General features: G+C 70.1%; 18 protein-coding genes. 10 read left to right on the top strand and 8 right to left on the bottom strand.

Annotation, left to right across the window (positions count from 1 at the left end; all coding sequences use genetic code 11):
* The first annotated feature begins 88 nt into the window (after positions 1 to 88).
* Positions 89 to 841: an endonuclease/exonuclease/phosphatase family protein gene (locus ACGFX9_RS01975; protein WP_393463325.1), complete on the top strand. Its 753-nt coding sequence runs from the start codon at positions 89 to 91 to the stop codon at positions 839 to 841.
* Positions 842 to 852: 11 nt separating this feature from the next.
* Here the strand turns inward: ACGFX9_RS01975 and ACGFX9_RS01970 are convergent, their stop codons facing one another.
* Positions 853 to 1,521, bottom strand: coding sequence for a hypothetical protein (locus ACGFX9_RS01970; RefSeq protein ID WP_393463323.1), 669 nt, complete (start codon positions 1,519 to 1,521; stop codon positions 853 to 855).
* The gene (locus ACGFX9_RS01965) at positions 1,514 to 2,293 is read right to left on the bottom strand and encodes an alpha/beta hydrolase (RefSeq protein WP_393463321.1); all 780 of its coding nucleotides are present in this window, start codon (positions 2,291 to 2,293) and stop codon (positions 1,514 to 1,516) included. The genes ACGFX9_RS01970 and ACGFX9_RS01965 overlap by 8 nt, the downstream gene beginning before the upstream one ends.
* Before the next feature lie 180 nt (positions 2,294 to 2,473).
* Between ACGFX9_RS01965 and ACGFX9_RS01960 the strand changes: the two genes are divergently transcribed.
* The 5 genes from ACGFX9_RS01960 to ACGFX9_RS01940 all read left to right on the top strand — a co-directional run bounded on the left by ACGFX9_RS01960 (position 2,474) and on the right by ACGFX9_RS01940 (position 7,575).
* Positions 2,474 to 3,220 carry a lysophospholipid acyltransferase family protein gene (locus tag ACGFX9_RS01960; protein ID WP_393465531.1) on the top strand — a complete coding sequence of 249 codons (747 nt, stop codon included), beginning with the start codon at positions 2,474 to 2,476 and terminating at the stop codon, positions 3,218 to 3,220.
* Between the two features lie 64 nt (positions 3,221 to 3,284).
* The gene (gene macS / locus ACGFX9_RS01955) at positions 3,285 to 4,541 is read left to right on the top strand and encodes a MacS family sensor histidine kinase (RefSeq protein WP_393463319.1); all 1,257 of its coding nucleotides are present in this window, start codon (positions 3,285 to 3,287) and stop codon (positions 4,539 to 4,541) included.
* Positions 4,538 to 5,236: a response regulator gene (locus tag ACGFX9_RS01950; RefSeq protein WP_393463317.1), complete on the top strand. Its 699-nt coding sequence runs from the start codon at positions 4,538 to 4,540 to the stop codon at positions 5,234 to 5,236. The genes macS and ACGFX9_RS01950 overlap by 4 nt, the downstream gene beginning before the upstream one ends.
* A gap of 145 nt (positions 5,237 to 5,381) precedes the next feature.
* A complete protein-coding gene (locus ACGFX9_RS01945; protein WP_393463315.1) occupies positions 5,382 to 6,410 on the top strand; it encodes a 6-phosphofructokinase in 1,029 nt (342 codons plus the stop codon).
* A gap of 160 nt (positions 6,411 to 6,570) precedes the next feature.
* Complete coding sequence (locus tag ACGFX9_RS01940) at positions 6,571 to 7,575, top strand: 2-hydroxyacid dehydrogenase (protein WP_393463314.1); 1,005 nt, start codon at positions 6,571 to 6,573, stop codon at positions 7,573 to 7,575.
* Here ACGFX9_RS01940 and ACGFX9_RS01935 read toward each other — a convergent pair.
* The 3 genes from ACGFX9_RS01935 to ACGFX9_RS01925 form a co-directional block, all read right to left on the bottom strand.
* Positions 7,572 to 9,452 (bottom strand): anthranilate synthase family protein, encoded by a 1,881-nt coding sequence (locus ACGFX9_RS01935; RefSeq protein ID WP_393463312.1) that lies wholly within the window; start codon positions 9,450 to 9,452, stop codon positions 7,572 to 7,574. The genes ACGFX9_RS01940 and ACGFX9_RS01935 overlap by 4 nt on opposite strands.
* A gap of 113 nt (positions 9,453 to 9,565) precedes the next feature.
* Positions 9,566 to 9,622: a trp operon leader peptide gene (locus ACGFX9_RS01930; RefSeq protein ID WP_351162541.1), complete on the bottom strand. Its 57-nt coding sequence runs from the start codon at positions 9,620 to 9,622 to the stop codon at positions 9,566 to 9,568.
* A 10-nt stretch (positions 9,623 to 9,632) separates the two neighbouring features.
* Complete coding sequence (locus tag ACGFX9_RS01925; protein ID WP_393463310.1) at positions 9,633 to 10,220, bottom strand: TetR/AcrR family transcriptional regulator; 588 nt, start codon at positions 10,218 to 10,220, stop codon at positions 9,633 to 9,635.
* Between the two features lie 51 nt (positions 10,221 to 10,271).
* On the opposite strand from ACGFX9_RS01925, the gene ACGFX9_RS01920 reads away from it, so the two are divergent.
* The 3 genes from ACGFX9_RS01920 to ACGFX9_RS01910 all read left to right on the top strand — a co-directional run bounded on the left by ACGFX9_RS01920 (position 10,272) and on the right by ACGFX9_RS01910 (position 13,000).
* Entirely contained in the window at positions 10,272 to 11,201 is a 930-nt protein-coding gene (locus tag ACGFX9_RS01920; protein ID WP_393463308.1) for a DUF2867 domain-containing protein, read from the top strand.
* 35 nt (positions 11,202 to 11,236) lie between these two features.
* Positions 11,237 to 12,589, top strand: coding sequence for a class II 3-deoxy-7-phosphoheptulonate synthase (locus ACGFX9_RS01915; protein WP_393463306.1), 1,353 nt, complete (start codon positions 11,237 to 11,239; stop codon positions 12,587 to 12,589).
* A 135-nt stretch (positions 12,590 to 12,724) separates the two neighbouring features.
* Entirely contained in the window at positions 12,725 to 13,000 is a 276-nt protein-coding gene (locus ACGFX9_RS01910; protein WP_393463304.1) for a bacterioferritin-associated ferredoxin, read from the top strand.
* 7 nt (positions 13,001 to 13,007) lie between these two features.
* On the opposite strand, the gene bfr is transcribed toward ACGFX9_RS01910, so the two are convergent.
* Complete coding sequence (bfr, locus tag ACGFX9_RS01905) at positions 13,008 to 13,487, bottom strand: bacterioferritin (RefSeq protein WP_160504564.1); 480 nt, start codon at positions 13,485 to 13,487, stop codon at positions 13,008 to 13,010.
* Between the two features lie 174 nt (positions 13,488 to 13,661).
* On the opposite strand from bfr, the gene ACGFX9_RS01900 reads away from it, so the two are divergent.
* Positions 13,662 to 14,294 (top strand): sulfite oxidase-like oxidoreductase, encoded by a 633-nt coding sequence (locus tag ACGFX9_RS01900; protein WP_393463302.1) that lies wholly within the window; start codon positions 13,662 to 13,664, stop codon positions 14,292 to 14,294.
* Positions 14,295 to 14,314: 20 nt separating this feature from the next.
* Here ACGFX9_RS01900 and ACGFX9_RS01895 read toward each other — a convergent pair whose 3' ends face one another.
* Positions 14,315 to 14,821: a DUF4396 domain-containing protein gene (locus ACGFX9_RS01895; RefSeq protein ID WP_393463300.1), complete on the bottom strand. Its 507-nt coding sequence runs from the start codon at positions 14,819 to 14,821 to the stop codon at positions 14,315 to 14,317.
* Positions 14,822 to 14,902: 81 nt separating this feature from the next.
* A complete protein-coding gene (locus tag ACGFX9_RS01890; RefSeq protein ID WP_393463298.1) occupies positions 14,903 to 15,802 on the bottom strand; it encodes a deoxyribonuclease IV in 900 nt (299 codons plus the stop codon).
* Between the last annotated feature and the right edge of the window lie 71 nt (positions 15,803 to 15,873).

Raw genomic sequence — 15,873 nt, 5'->3', positions numbered from 1 at the left:
GCTGCTGATCTCGAACGAGGCCCGCTGTCCCCTTCCGGGGCGGCGGGCCTCGTCGTGACACCACCTCGCAGCGCGTATCTTGATCCCCATGGTGACGCTGCCCAACTCCCGGACCGAAGACGACGGTTCAGCCGTGATCCGGGTGCTCAGTTACAACATCCGGTCCATGCGGGACGACACCGACGCACTGGCCCGCGTGATCGCCGCCTGCGCGCCCGACCTCGTACTCGTCCAGGAGGCGCCCCGCTTCTTCCGGTGGCGCAAGAAACTGGCGCGGCTCGCCCGCGCCGCCGATCTGGTGGTGCTCTCGGGCGGGGCCACCGCTTCGGGGCCCGCGCTGCTCTGCTCGCTGCGGGCGACCGTCGAGCGGACCGAGGACGTGCTGCTTCCGCTGACGCCCGGTCTGCACCGGCGCGGCTTCGCGACCGCCGTCGTACGGTTCGGGGGCGCCAGGCTCGGCGTGCTGAGCTGCCATCTGAGCCTGCAGACCGACGAGCGGTACGCGCAGGGCGGGATGCTGCTCGACCGGCTCGCCGGGATGGGCGTCGAGCACGCCGTCGCGGGCGGTGACCTCAACGAGCGCCCCAAGGGCCGTACGTTCGACAGGCTCGCCACGGAGCTGCGGGACTGCTGGGCGACGGCGCCCTGGGGTGGCGAGAACACCTCGACGCCGGGTGACCCGCATCAGCGCATCGACGCGATCTTCGCCACCTCGGGCATCGAAGTCATCGGCTGCGGAGTGCCGTTGGAGCTCGACGGGGTGAGCGAGGCCGATCTGCGGGCGGCGACCGATCATCTGCCGGTGCTCGCCGCCCTCAGGATTCCTGCCGCCGCTCTTTAGCGGGACGTCACTCAGACCACCGCGCCGCGGCCCGGATCGTCGTGTTCCTCGTCGTCGTCGCCCTTCATGCGCGCCACCAGCGTGGCGAAGCCGCCGAGGAAGCCGCCGATGCTGACCGTCGCGAGCCACCACGTCATCTGCCAGCCAAGGAGCACGGTGAGCAGCATAAGGAGCGGGCCGCCGAGCACGGCGAGCCAGGCGAACTTCGCCGTGACGTCCCCGTCGGGCAGCGGCGGCGGCTCAGGCGGGACGAAGTGGCCCTCGTCGTCCGCGTCCAGGTCGTCGTCGGACGGCTCGGGCGCGGTGTAGTCACGCGGGCCGCCCACGCCGGGGGCGAAGGAGACGGAGCCGCCGAGCGACTTCTTGGACCCGGAGTCGTCCGGGTCCTCGGGGGCCGTCAGGTTCTTGGCACCCTTGTCGCTCTCGGCGCCCTCGCTGCCCGCGCCACCCTTGCCGCCAGGCCCCGCCGCCCCGTTCGTCTCCGGTTCGAGCAGCGCCAGATCCTCGATGGACTTGAACGGCTTGGCGCCGGGCGGGTCCGCGGGTTCCTGGCCGTACCCCGCGACGATCGCCTGCCAGGCCGCGTCCTCGTCCAGCGGCACGCCCTCGCCGGGCGTCTTGCGCTCATCGGGCTCGCGGCTCTCGTCGCCGTCGGGTTCGATTCGGTCCTGCTCAGCCACCGGTGGCCGTCCCTTCCTTACCGACACTGGGGGCGAGCCGGCCGATGAACGCGTAGCTCTCCTCGAAGATCCGGTCCGCATCGTGGTCCAACGTCGCGACGTGGTAGCTCTGTTCCAGGAGGATCTCGGTGACGTCCGTGGACGACACCCGGCTGAGGATCCTGGCCGAGTCGGCAGGAGGCACCACATGGTCCTGCGGGCTGTGCAGCAGCAGCAACGGCTGCGTCACCTGCGGCAGTTCACCGTCGACCCGGTGGAAGAACCGGCGCAGGGAGTGCGCCGCGTGCAACGGAATCCGGTGGTAGCCGACCTCCTGAGAGCCCTCGAGGGCGATGTCGCTCACGATGCCCTTCGTCGAGGGCACCAGATGCCGGGCGACCGGCAGCGCGTGCGCCGCCAGGCCGTGCACCTTGTTCCCCGGGTTCACCAGGGCGACGCCGCGCACCGCGTCGCCGTGCTTCGCGGCGAGCCGCAGCGCGAGCGCGCCGCCCATGGAGAGGCCGAAGACGAAGACCTCCGTGCACCGCTCCAGGAGTCCGCGCAGCTCGCGGTCCACCTCCGCGTACCAGTCCTGCCAGCCGGTGACCTGGAGGTCTTCCCAGCGTGTGCCGTGCCCGGGCAGCAGCGGGAGCGAGACGGTCAGACCGCGGTCCGCGAGGTACTCGGCCCAGGGGCGCAGGGACTGGGGGGTTCCGGTGAAACCGTGACAGAGGAGGACGCCGACCTCGCCGCCCTCGTGGCGGTACGGCTCGGCTCCGGGGAGGACCGGCACTTCGGTCTCCTTCGTGAGATGTGGCAGCGGGGTTGCGAGGAGATTCGCGGAGTTTCGAGGAGTACTTCACCGTACGCGACCGGACTGACACCGACCAGGGCCGTCGGGCCCTTTGGCCTTACTGCGGGTTAAGGTCTGATCCACACGTAACAGGAGGCATTCGGTTTGATCTACGGCGCAATGAAGGTCGCCATCGGAGGGCCCCTGAAGCTCGGCTTCAGGCCCTGGGTGGAAGGCCTTGAGAACGTACCCGCCGACGGCCCGGCCATCCTGGCGAGCAACCATCTGTCCTTCTCGGACTCCTTTTTCCTGCCCGCGGTCCTGGACCGCAAGGTCACCTTCATCGCCAAGGCGGAGTACTTCACGTCGCCGGGCGTGAAGGGCAAGCTCACGGCGGCCTTCTTCAAGGGTGTCGGCCAGCTGCCCGTGGACCGTTCCGGCGGACGTGGTGCGGGCGAGGCGGCCATCAAGAGCGGCATCGAGGTCCTGGAGCGCGGTGAGCTCTTCGGTATCTACCCGGAGGGCACGCGTTCGCCCGACGCCAGGCTCTACCGTGGCAAGCCGGGTGGCCTCGCGCGCGTGGCGCTCGCCACCGGGGCGCCCGTGCTCCCGGTGGCGATGATCGACACCGAGAAGATCCAGCCGCCCGGCAAGGTGATGCCGAAGCTCATGCGGCCCGGCATCAAGATCGGTAAGCCGCTCGACTTCAGCCGGTACCACGGCATGGAGCACGACCGGTTCGTCCTGCGCGCGGTGACCGACGAGGTCATGTACGAGATCATGAAGCTGTCCGGCCAGGAGTACGTCGACGAGTACGCGACCGCCGCGAAGCGCAGGATGGCGGACGCCGCGAAGGCCGAGAAGGAAGCCGAGAAGAAGGCGGAGAAGGCAGCCGCGGCGGCCGAGAAGGAACGGTCCGGCGGGTAATCGCGTCGCTCAAGGGTGAGCGGTGCAAGGGGGAGCCGACGGGGGTCCTCAAGGGGTGGGGGAGATGGCCAAGCGCGTACGCGTCATGAGGATGTCGGTCGAGCAGCCGCTGTGGCGTGCGCTGACCGGCTACCGCGTGCTGACGATGCTGTACGCGATCGGCCTCTTCGTGGCCGCGCGCGAGAACTTCGACCGCCCCTTGGTGGCCGTCGCGTACTACGTGGTGCTCGCTGGCTGGACCCTGGCCACGCTGCCCAAGGTCGCGAACGCCGCGAGCTGCACCAAGCGGTTCCTGGTCACCGACCTGACCGTCGCCCTGGTCGGCATCCTGCTCACGCCGGTCGCCGACTCGCACCAGCGCATCGTCCACGACGGCCCCACGCTGCCGTCGATATGGACGGCGGGTGCGGTCCTCGCGTTCGCGATCAAGGGCGGCTGGCGGTGGGCGGCCTTCGCGTCGGCGCTCGTCGGCGTCGCCAACATCGCGCAGCGCGGCAGGCCCACCCAGGACACCCTGCACAACGTCCTGCTCGTCTGCATCGCGTCCATCGCCATCGGATACGTCGTCGAGGTGGCCCGCGCCTCCGAGCGCACCCTGGCCCGCGCCCTGGAGATCGAGGCCGCCACCCGCGAGCGCGAACGCCTCGCCCGCGACATCCACGACAGCGTGCTCCAGGTCCTTGCGATGGTGCAGCGGCGCGGCAGCGCGCTCGGCGGCGAGGCGGCGGAGCTGGGCAGGATGGCGGGGGAGCAGGAGGTCGCGCTGCGCACGCTGGTGGCGGGCGGCCTGGTCCGCACGTCGCACGAGTCGGAGGACGCCTCGCTCGGAGCCGTCGTCCGCGCGGTGGAGGAACCCGACGCGGCCGTGGACGACGGTGAGCTCTGTGACCTGCGGTCGCTGCTCTTCCCGTACGCGGGCGCGAAGGTGACCGTCTCGGAGCCCGGCGCCCCGGTCGGCCTCGCGCCGAAGGCGGCCCGTGAGCTGGCCGCCGCGGTCGGCGCCGCCCTGGACAACGTCCACCGGCACGCGGGCCCGGACGCCGGGGCCTGGATCCTGGTCGAGGACGAGCCCGACGCGGTGATCGTGACGGTACGGGACGACGGCCCCGGCATCCCCGAGGGCCGTCTCGCGGAGGCCGAGGGTGAGGGGCGGCTCGGTGTCGCCCTGTCCATCCGGGGGCGGCTTCGGGACATCGGGGGCACGGCCGAACTGATCTCGGTGCCGGGTCAGGGCACGGAGGTCGAACTGAGGGTCCCGCGCGGCCCAGGGGACTCGATGAACGTACGCAGCACACGGGGGAAGGCAGGCAGGGAACGATGAACGAGCCACACCAGCAGCACCAGCAGGACGGCGACGGCCAGGTCAGGGTCATGGTCGTCGACGACCACCCGATGTGGCGGGACGCCGTCGCCCGCGACCTCGCGGAGGCCGGTTTCGACGTGGTCGCCACGGCCGGTGACGGTGAACAGGCCGTACGCCGCGCACAGGCCGCGGCGCCCGACGTCCTCGTACTCGATCTGAACCTGCCCCTGAAGCCGGGCGTCCAGGTCTGCAAGGAGCTCGTCGCCGCCAACCCGGCCCTGCGCGTGCTCGTCCTGTCGGCCAGCGGTGAGCACGCCGACGTCCTTGAGGCGGTCAAGTCCGGCGCCACCGGCTATCTCCTGAAGTCGGCCTCCACCGCCGAGCTGACCGACGCGGTGCGCCGCACGGCCGTCGGCGACACGGTCTTCACGCCGGGCCTCGCGGGCCTGGTCCTCGGTGAGTACCGCCGCCTTGCGTCCGATCCGGCGCCCGGCACCCCGGACGAGCCGAAGGCGCCGCAGCTCACCGACCGCGAGACCGAGGTGCTCCGCCTGGTCGCCAAGGGACTGAGCTACAAGCAGATCGCCGAGCGCCTGGTCATCTCGCACCGCACCGTGCAGAACCACGTGCAGAACACCCTGGGCAAGCTCCAGCTGCACAACCGCGTGGAGCTCGTGCGGTACGCGATAGAGCGGGGTCTCGACGACGAGTGACCCTGCGGGAGACCCTCGTACGGGTGAACCCGCGTGATCAACTCCCCTTTTCCGGACAGGAATTGACCATCCGGACCGTCCCTGAGTGACCTGGATCACCATTAGCGTGACTCGCATACAGGTCACTGAGGGAAGGGACGTTTTCATGCGGGTCGGAGTACTGACCGGAGGCGGCGACTGCCCCGGGCTCAACGCCGTCATCCGGGGCGTCGTCCGCAAGGGCGTGCAGGAGTACGGCTATGACTTCGTCGGCTTCCGGGACGGCTGGCGCGGTCCCCTGGAGGGCGACACCGTCCAGCTCGACATCCCGGCCGTGCGGGGCATCCTGCCCCGTGGCGGCACCATCCTCGGCTCCTCGCGCACCAACCCGCTCAAGGCGGAGAACGGTGTCCGCCGGATCAAGGAGAACCTCGCCAAGTGCGAGGTCGACGCCCTCATCGCGATCGGGGGCGAGGACACGCTCGGCGTCGCGGCGCGGCTCACCGACGAGTACGGCATCAATGTCGTCGGCGTACCGAAGACCATCGACAACGACCTGTCCGCCACGGACTACACCTTCGGGTTCGACACCGCGGTCGGCATCGCCACCGAGGCGATCGACCGGCTCCACACCACCGCCGAGTCGCACATGCGGGTCCTGGTCTGCGAGGTGATGGGGCGGCACGCGGGGTGGATCGCGCTGCACTCCGGGCTCGCCGGTGGCGCGAACGTCATCCTCATCCCCGAGCAGCGCTTCGACGTCGACCAGGTGTGTGCCTGGGTGACCTCGCGGTTCAAGGCCTCGTACGCGCCGATCGTGGTCGTCGCGGAAGGGGCCATGCCCAAGGACGGCGAGATGGTCCTCAAGGACGGGACGCAGGACTCCTTCGGGCATGTGCGGCTGTCCGGCGTGGGCGAGTGGCTGGCCAAGGAGATCGAGGGGCGGACCGGCAAGGAGGCCCGGACCACGGTCCTCGGGCACGTCCAGCGCGGCGGGACGCCCAGCGCCTTCGACCGCTGGCTCGCCACGCGCTTCGGCCTGCACGCGATCGAAGCCGTACGGGACGGTGACTTCGGGAAGATGGTCGCGCTCCAGGGCACGGACATCGTCCGGGTGCCGATCGCTGACGCGACGTCGAAACTGAAGACGGTGGACCCGAAGCTGTACGCCGAGGTCGGGGTGTTCTTCGGCTGAGGGAAGCGCCCCGAAGGGGCGCGGGGCCGAGACATGTGCGGCTCCGCCGCGTGGGCGCGCCCAGCCCACCACAAGCGGTAGAAGAATCACGACGGGACGGCCCCCGGCCAGCATCGGCTTCCGGGTGCCGTCCCACCAGGCGGTACATAGACTCGCCGCCATGGAGATCCTCGCCTTCGGCGTGCAGGCCGACGAGAAGCCGCTGATCGAGAAGGCCTTCGAGGGGCAGCACGACGTGCGCTGCCTGGACGTCTTCCTCACCGAGGACACCGCCCCCATCGCCGCGGGCTACGAGATCGTCTCCACCAGCGTCAACGCCGACCTCGGCAACCGCGTCCTGCAGACCCTCGCCGCGGGCGGCACGCGGATGATCGCCCAGCGCTCGACCGGGTTCAACAACATCGATCTCCACGTCGCCGAACGTCTCGGCTTCACCATCGCGCGCGTCTCGTACTACTCGCCGTACTCGGTCGCCGAGTTCGCCTGGACCCTGGCGATGGCCGTCAACCGCCGCATCGTCCGGGCCAGCAACCGCACCCGTGACTTCGACTTCCGGCTCGACGGTCTGATGGGCCGGGACCTGCGGGGCCGCACGGTCGGCGTGCTCGGCACCGGGAAGATCGGTGAGGCGTTCACCCGGATCGCGCACGGCTTCGGCATGAATCTCCTCGGCTGGGACGTCGCGCCGAACCCCGCCTGCGTCGAGCTCGGCATGAAGTACGTCGAGAAGGAACAGCTCTTCGCCGACGCCGACCTGATCAGCCTGCACGTCCCGCTGCTCCCCGCCACGCAGCACCTCATCGGCGCCGACGCACTGCGGATGATGAAGGACGACGTGATCCTGGTGAACTCGAGCCGCGGCGGCCTGATCGACACCGACGCCCTGGTCGGGGAGTTGCGGAGGGGCCGGTTCACGGGTGTCGGACTCGACGTGTACGAGGCGGAGGCCGGGCTCTTCTTCCTCGACAAGTCCCTCGAAGCCGTCGAGGACGACACGCTGGCGCGCCTGGTGACGTTCCCGAACGTCGTGGTCACCTCGCACCAGGCGTACTACACCGTGGACGCGGTCGGTCAGATCATCGACACCACCGTGCGCAACGTCCTGGACTACAGGGAGGGCCGCCGCAGCGAGAACGTACTCGTCCCGGCGGCCCCCACGCCCTAGACGAGGACGCCGGACAGCAGCTCCCGCACGATCGCCGTCCCGCGCAGCGAGAGCACCGACTCCGGGTGGAACTGCACGCCCGCGAACCCCGGGCCCCGCAGCGCGTGCACCTCACCGGTGGCCGTGTCCCGGCTGACCTCGATGCCGTGCGCCGCCAGTTCCGCCGCCGTCTCCTCGTCGCAGTGGGCCACGAAGCTGTTGTAGAAGCCGACCGTCTCCGGGCGCCCGAACAGATCGATCCGGGTCTGGGCGCCCTGGTAGGGGACCTCCTTGCGGACGATGTCCAGGCCCAGTTCGGCCGCGAGGAGTTCATGGCCGAGGCAGACGCCGAGGACGCCATGGCGGTGCTCGCGCAGCGCCTCGGCGGCCAGCGAGCGCAGGAAGGTCATCTTCGGGTCGGCGGGGTCCGCGGGGTCGCCTGGGCCGGGGCCGAGGATGAGCGGGCCCTCGTGTGCGCGGACCGCTTCGCGCAGGCCCGGCTCGTCGTAGCGGCGTACGGAGACCGTGAGCCCCGACGAGCGCAGCAGATGCGCCAGCATCGCCGTGAACGTGTCCTCGCCGTCGATCACCAGGGCGTGCCCGGTCAGCTCCGCCGTCGGCTCCTGCATCCGCAGCCAGAACGGCGCGAGCCCGGCCCGCCTGCTGTCGAGGGCCGCCCGCACCCGCGGATCGTCCGCCAGGGCGGGGCGTACGTCTTCGTGGCGGGGGCGCCCAGGACGTACCCCGAGGGCGGCGAGGACGCCCGCGGCCTTCGCATGGGTCTCGGCTACCTCGCCCGCCGGGTCCGAGCCGCGCACCAGCGTCGCGCCGACCGGGACCCGCAGCTTCCCCTCCGCGGAGATGTCGGCGGTGCGGATCAGGATGGGCGAGTCGAGGGTCTGCGCGCCGCCCGCGTCACGGCCGATGAGGGCGAGGGCGCCCGCGTAGTAGCCGCGCCCGCCGGCCTCATGGCGCTCGATGACGCGGCAGGCGTTCTGCACGGGCGAGCCGGTGACGGTCGCCGCGAACATCGTCTCCTTGAGGACCTCGCGCGCGTCGAGCGACGACTTGCCCCTCAACTCGTACTCGGTGTGCGCGAGATGGGCCATCTCCTTCAGCCGCGGGCCGATGACGACACCGCCCATGTCGCCGACGGTGCACATCATCTTGAGCTCCTCGTCGACGACCATCGACAGCTCCTCGGTCTCCTTGCCGTCGGCGAGGAAGCCGAGCAGGTCCTCCGCCGTGGGGCCCTCGGCGGGGTAGCGGTAGGTCCCGCTGATCGGGTTCATGACCACCGTCCCGCCGGACATCCGCACATGCACCTCGGGGCTCGCCCCCACCAGGGTCCGCTCCCCGGTATGCACGACATACGTCCAGTAGGCGCCGCGCTCGCCCACGAGGAGCCTGCGGAAGAGCGCCAGGGCGTCCGCCCTGGAGAAGCCGGGGATCTCACCCTCGTACGTCCGGCGGATGACGAAGTTGGCGCCCTCGCCCCGCCCGATCTCCTCGCGCAGCACCCGCCCGACGATCTCCCCGTACGCGGCGTCGTCGACGTCGAAGGCCCCGCCCTCGACCCGCACATCATGGGCGGGCAGGGACAGCAGCGCCTCGGAGAGCGGGAGTTCGTACGTCTCATCGGGCGTCAGGACCGTGAGCGGCGTGCCGTCGTCGCGTACGTCGAAACCGCGCTCCCTGATCTGCCGGAAGGGGATGAGCGCGAGGCCCTCGTCGGGGATGTCGGCGAGCCGGTCGTACGTGCCGACCGCGCCGATCAGGACCTCGACCGTGTCGTGGTCGTGGCCGGGCGTGCGGCGGCGCAGGACGGCGAACGGGCGGTCGTCGTCGATGAGATCGAGCAGGTGCGTGTGGTGCGTGCGGTGGGTGTGGGAGTCCATCGGTTCTGTTCCTTCTCACTCGGAGAGGAACGGCCCGCGTCCGGAGGTCATGGTCCGGAAAACACTGAAGGCCGCCCCTCGGGCGGCCTTCGCGAGTCTCGATACGCGCAGAATCAGTGGGCCGCCGGATGAGCGGGCCACCACCAGTTACGGGTTGTCTGCGCGTGCATGTTCCGCACCCTAGCGCATCATCAGGACGTCCAGGGCCTCGTCCAGATACGCGCCGAACTCGTCGGCGGCGGGCAGCGCCGAAGGCACCGCGTGCCCGAGCTGCGCGTGCCCCAGAAACACCGTGTACGCGAGCAGCCCGCGGCGTCGCGCCTCCGGCTCGGGGAAGCCGAGCCCGGCGAAGAGCTCGGCCACGTACGCCACCCGGCGCTCGGTCACGCGGCGCATGACCTCGGCGACCTGGGGGTGCGACGCGGTCGCGAGGAGGGCGACCTCCAAGGGGTCGGAGATGGTCGACGCGATGGCCTCGCGGAAGAGCAGTCGGATGCGCCGCCGGGGGTCGGGCTCGGCCTCGACCACCTGGATCGTCCCCTCGGTGTGGATCTCGGCCCAGCGGTTCAGGGCGGCCTCGATGAGCGCGTCACGGTTCGCGAAGTGCCAGTAGAAGCTCCCTTTGGTGGTGCCGAGGCGGACGGCGAGGGGTTCCACGGCGACGGCCGCGAGACCACCGTCGCCGATCGCGGCGAGGGCGGCGTCCGCCCAGTCCTGAGCGGTGAGCCGGGGCTTCGCCGCGGGCTTCTTCTGCTGCCGTTGCACCATGACCGTACGGTACCGTATGGTCCTCCATACGCCAGCGTATGGAGGTACGGGATGAGTACGGTCCTCGACGAACACGAGCGCGTGATCAAGGCTCCGGCAGAGGTGGTCGGCGCCCTGCTCGACCGGCTCTCCGCCGCTGACGACCCCGTCTTCCCGACCCCGGCGTGGCAGGCGATGACCTTCGACCGCCCGCTCGGCGTGGGCGCGACCGGCGGTCACGGCCGGGTCCGCTACAGCGTCACCGCGTACGAACCGGGGCGCCGCGTCCGCTTCACCTTCGTCGAGCCGGGCCACGGCTACCACGAGATGACGGTCGAGCCCATGGGGGAGCGGCGCTGCCGCGTGCGCCATGTCCTGCGGACCCGGCCGCGCGGCGTGCACCGCTTGCTGTGGCCCACCGTCGTGCGGCCCGTGCACGACTCGATGGTCGAGGAGATCTTCGACAACATCGAGCACGTCGCGACAGGCGCCGTCGCCCGCCCCGTCACGTGGTCACCCAGGCTGCGCCTCCTGAACCGCCTCCTGTGGCTCAGGCCCGAGAGCGTCGACACCCCGGAAGCGGCCCGCCTGATCCGCGAAGCCCTGGACCGCCCGGCCTACGAGGACGCGTACCGCATGAAGCTCCTGCCGGGCCAGCCGCGCGATCCCGAGGCGTGGACCGGCATCCTGCGCGACGCCTTCCCCGTCCTGGCCCGCGAGGGGGACGAACTCCTCCTGGAGATCAACACCTCGGGCCTGACCGCCCGCGCCTCGATCCTGGTCGACGACCGGCACGTCACGCTCAGCACCGCCGTGCGGGCCGACACCCCGCGCGGCCGGATCTACTGGAGCGTCGTCAAGCGCGTCCACCCCTTCATGGCCCGCCTGATGCTGCGGCGCACCCACCGCGAGCTAGCCCTCCGGGCGCCGAACGCGGCGGAGCGGGAGCTGGAGCGCAGGCGCTCGGCTGTGTCGGGTCCGTCTCACTTGGTGAGCGGGTGAATGGACGGCGGACATCACCCCGTAATGTTGTCGAGGTGACCGTGAACGCTAAGACCACCCCTACCGGTGGCAACACCTGGCGAGACCTTCCCGCGGCGCAGCAGCCCGAGTACCCCGATGCCGAGGCTCTGCGCGATGTGATCGCGGACCTCGAGTCGTATCCGCCGCTCGTCTTCGCGGGCGAGTGCGACCAGCTGCGCGCCCGACTGGCCTCCGTCGCCAAGGGAGAGGCGTTCCTGCTCCAGGGCGGCGACTGCGCCGAGGCCTTCGACGCCGTGTCCGCCGACCACATCCGCAACAAGCTGAAGACGCTGCTCCAGATGGGCGCCGTCCTGACCTACGCGGCCTCCGTGCCCGTCGTGAAGGTGGGCCGCATCGCGGGGCAGTACTCCAAGCCCCGCTCCAAGGGCACCGAGACCCGCGACGGCGTGACCCTGCCGACGTACCGCGGCGACTCGGTCAACGGCTTCGACTTCGACGAGAAGTCCCGGATCCCGGACCCCGAGCGCCTGAAGCGGATGTACAACGCCTCCGCGTCGACGCTCAACCTGGTGCGCGCCTTCACCACCGGCGGGTACGCGGACCTGCGCCAGGTGCACGCCTGGAACCAGGACTTCGTGAAGTCGTCCCCCTCGGGCCAGCGCTACGAACAGCTCGCGCGTGAGATCGACAACGCGCTCAACTTCATGCGCGCCTGCGGGACGGACCCGGAGGAGTTCAAGACCGTCGAGTTCTACGCCTCGCACGAGGCGCTGCTCCTCGACTACGAGTCGGCCCTCACCCGCGTGGACTCGCGCACCGGGCGGCTCTACGACACCTCGGCCCACATGGTCTGGATCGGTGAGCGCACCCGTCAACTGGACGGCGCGCACATCGAGTTCGCCTCCAAGGTGCGCAACCCGATCGGCATCAAGCTCGGCCCGACGACGACCCCGGAGGAGGCGCTGCAGTACATCGAGCGCCTCGACCCGGACCGCGAGCCCGGCCGGCTGACCTTCATCGTCCGCATGGGCGCCGACAAGGTCAGGGACAAGCTCCCCGACCTGGTCGAGAAGGTCACCGCCTCCGGCGCGACCGTCGCCTGGATCACCGACCCGATGCACGGCAACACCTACGAGGCGGCATCCGGTCACAAGACCCGCCGCTTCGACGACGTGCTCGACGAGGTCAAGGGCTTCTTCGAGGTCCACAAGGCCCTGGGCACGCACCCGGGCGGCATCCACGTCGAGCTCACCGGTGACGACGTCACCGAGTGCGTGGGCGGCGGCGACGAGATCTTCGTCGACGACCTGCACCAGCGCTACGAGACGGCCTGCGACCCGCGCCTGAACCGCAGCCAGTCCCTGGACCTGGCGTTCCTGGTCGCGGAGATGTACCGCGACCAGTAGGTATTCCCGAGATACGCGGCGGTGGGGCACGGATCCATGTGATCCGTGCCCCACCGGCGTATCGGGGCTTTTGTGGACCCGGGGCGATGGGTAAGGTTAGGTTAGCCTCACCGATTAGTCGGGACGGCGCCGCCGATGAATCCTGCCCGGGAGGTGAACCGCGTGTACGTCTGCAACTGCTTCGGTGTCACCGAGGCGCAGGTGAAGCAGCACGCGGCGGACGGTGCCTGCACACCCCGCCAGATAGCGTCCGCCAGCAAGGCGGGCACCGACTGCGGTTCGTGCGTACGGAGCATCCAGGCGCTCCTCGGCCGGGGCGCGTGCCCCCGCAGGGAGCAGCTCGACCAGGGTCGGCCCGTCCTCACCGGCCTGGATTCAGGCCTGGATTCAGGCCTGAACGAGGCCGCCTAGCCCGCTGTCAGCTCTCCGGCTGCTCGATGAGCTGCGAGATGTAGAGCGGCTCGCCCAGCTTCTCCACCAGTTCGAGCTGCGTGTCGAGATAGTCGATGTGGTGCTCCTCGTCCTCGAGGATCGACTCGAAGATGTTCGCGGAAGTGATGTCCCCCTTGCCGCGCATCACCTCGATCCCGCGCTTGAGGCGGTCGATCGCCTCCGCCTCGATCTGCCGGTCGGCCTGGAACATCTCCGTGACGGTCTGACCCACGCGTACATGGAAGAGCCGCTGGTAATTGGGCAGGCCGTCGAGGAAGAGAATCCGGTCGGTCAGGATCTCCGCGTGCTTCATCTCATCGATCGACTCCGACCGGGTGTACTTGGCGAGCTTCGGCCAGCCGAAGTTCTCCTGCATCTTGGCGTGGAGAAAGTACTGATTGATCGCCGTGAGCTCGGCCGTCAGCTGCTCATTGAGAAACTCGATGACCTCGGGGTCGCCCTGCATCGCAGAGGCTCCTTCCACATGGTGGCTGGGCAGGTTGCGCGCATCCTCGCACCGGCGCGAGAGACCGTCCAGTAAGTGCATGCTTAGTAGGAGTTGCCCCAATCACCTTCCGGGCGGCGCCCGTCGGTGGCCGCCTGGTCACGTCCACCGCCCCGGGTCTGTCAGGATGGAGACATGGGTCAGCCGGCGGATCGCGCATCTCGGGAAGCAGTGGAGCCGGAGCTCCCACCGGGGCAGCGACTGCAGCGTGGCTGGCCGGTGACGCACTACGGCCCGGTGCCGAAGTTCCGCCCGGAACGCTGGGAGTTCAGGGTCTTCGGGGCCACCGCCGACGGCGACAAGCACTGCTGGACGCACGAGGAGTTCTCGGCTCTTCCGTACGACACCGTGGTGGCCGATCTGCACTGCGTCACGAAGTTCAGCATGCTCGGCGCCGAATGGGGCGGTGTGCCCGTGCGCGCGCTCCTCGAACTGGCGCCGCCCGCGCCCGACGCCACCCACGTGATGGTCTGGGCCGAGTACGGCTTCAGCTCGAATCTGCGGATGGCGGACTTCATGTCCGAGCGCGCGATTTTCGCCACCCACAAAGGGGGCGAGCTGCTGACCGCGGAGCACGGCTTTCCGCTGAGGCTCGTGGTGCCCCACCTCTACGCCTGGAAGGGCCCCAAGTGGGTCCGCGGCATCGAGTACATGACGGCCGACCGCCGCGGCTTCTGGGAGGAGCGCGGCTATCACAACGTCGGCGACCCCTGGACCGAGCAGCGCTACTCCTACCAGGAAGAGCCCGGGGACGGCCCCGAGCTCTGAGTTTTCGCCTCTCCGCCTGATCAGTGGTGGTACTGGTGCACCACCGCGTGGCCCTTGCCGCGGCCGATCATCCACTTGTTGACCGGGGTGGTGACCACGAACGCGATGGCCAGCGAGATGGCGAGGATCCACCAGAACATCGCGTCCGACAGGTGCGCGTCCATCGCGCCGGGCCACAGCGCGATCACGCCGTTGTCGATGAGCTCCATCACCGCGATGGACAGGGTGTCCGCGGCGAGCGCCACCCGGAACGCAGTCTTGAAATCGACGCCCGCCTTCAGGATGCCGCGCAGCGTCAGGGCGTATCCGAAGAAGAAGGCCAGGACGATCGCGAGGATCATGGTCGGCATGTTGCCCCAGCCGAGCGCGGTGCCGATGACCATGCCGAGGATCTCGCCGATGGCGCACCCGGTGAGGCAGTGCAGGGTGGCCTGGGCCGCCATGCGCCAGCTGACCTTGCCCATGCCGTGATGACCCTCGTGAGCGTGGTGCTCGTGTTCGGCGTGAGTGTCGTGGCCGTGCTGCATGAGAATCCCCCAACGTCGGATAGCGGTTCCTGTCGCCTGACAAGAACCGTATACCCCCAGGGGGTATTCCTCAAGAGGTCTCTAGCTGCTCCTGAGCTCCTTCAGGCGCGCCACGTCCGCCGCGTGCCCCTCCTTGCCGCCGGGCGTCTCGATGATCAGCGGTACGTTCTCCGTCGCGGGGTGGCTCATCAGCTCGCGGAAGGGCTCCTCACCGATGTGCCCGGTGCCGATGTTCTCGTGACGGTCCTTGTGGGCGCCCACCACGTCCTTGGAGTCATTGGCGTGCACCAGCTTCAGGCGGCCTTCGCCGACGGTGTCGACAAGGAGGTCGAGCGTCTGCTTCATGCCGCCGGGCCCGGCCAGATCGTGGCCCGCCGCGAAGATGTGGCAGGTGTCCAGGCAGACGCCCAGCTTCGGGTGGGCGTCCAGTGCCTCGAAGTACGGGCCGAAGTCCCAGGTGCGGGAGCAGAGCGAGAAGCCCTGGCCCGCGGTCGACTCCAGGAGCAGGAAGGGGTCGTCGTCGTGCGTCAGCTCGTCGAGCAGCGGAAGCATCCGCTCGCGCACCTGCCGCAGCGCGACGGCGCGGTCCCGGCCGCCGGTCGCCGAGCCGGTGTGCACGACGACGCCGAGCGCGCCGATCGCGCGGGCCCGGCGCAGCGAGTGGCGCAGGGAGTCCACGGACTTCTCGGCGGTCGCCTCGGTGTGCGAGCCGAAGTTGATGAGGTAGGGCGCGTGGACGTATGCGGGAATCCCCTGGGCGGCGCAGGCCGCGCGGAACTCCTCGTCCTGCTTCGGGTTGCCGGGCGGCGTGGCCCAGCCGCGGGGGTTGGCCACGAAGACCTGGACGGCCTCGGCGCCCAGGTCGCGGGCGTAGGAGAGCCCTACGGAGGCGAGACCGCCGGCCACCGGGACATGGCCGCCGACGGGGTTACGGGACGCGAAGCCGCTGGTCGCGGCGTGGGGGGACTTGTTGCTGCTCACGTGGTCAAGGGTGGCACGCGCGCGGGGGTGCCTCGTCGGCGGATCCTGGTGGGCGGGGGCCGTGGGCCCCC

This window comes from Streptomyces sp. NPDC048436 (assembly GCF_043200355.1).
Taxonomy (GTDB): Bacteria; Actinomycetota; Actinomycetes; order Streptomycetales; family Streptomycetaceae; genus Streptomyces.
This window is presented reverse-complemented; position numbering and strand designations above follow the sequence as displayed.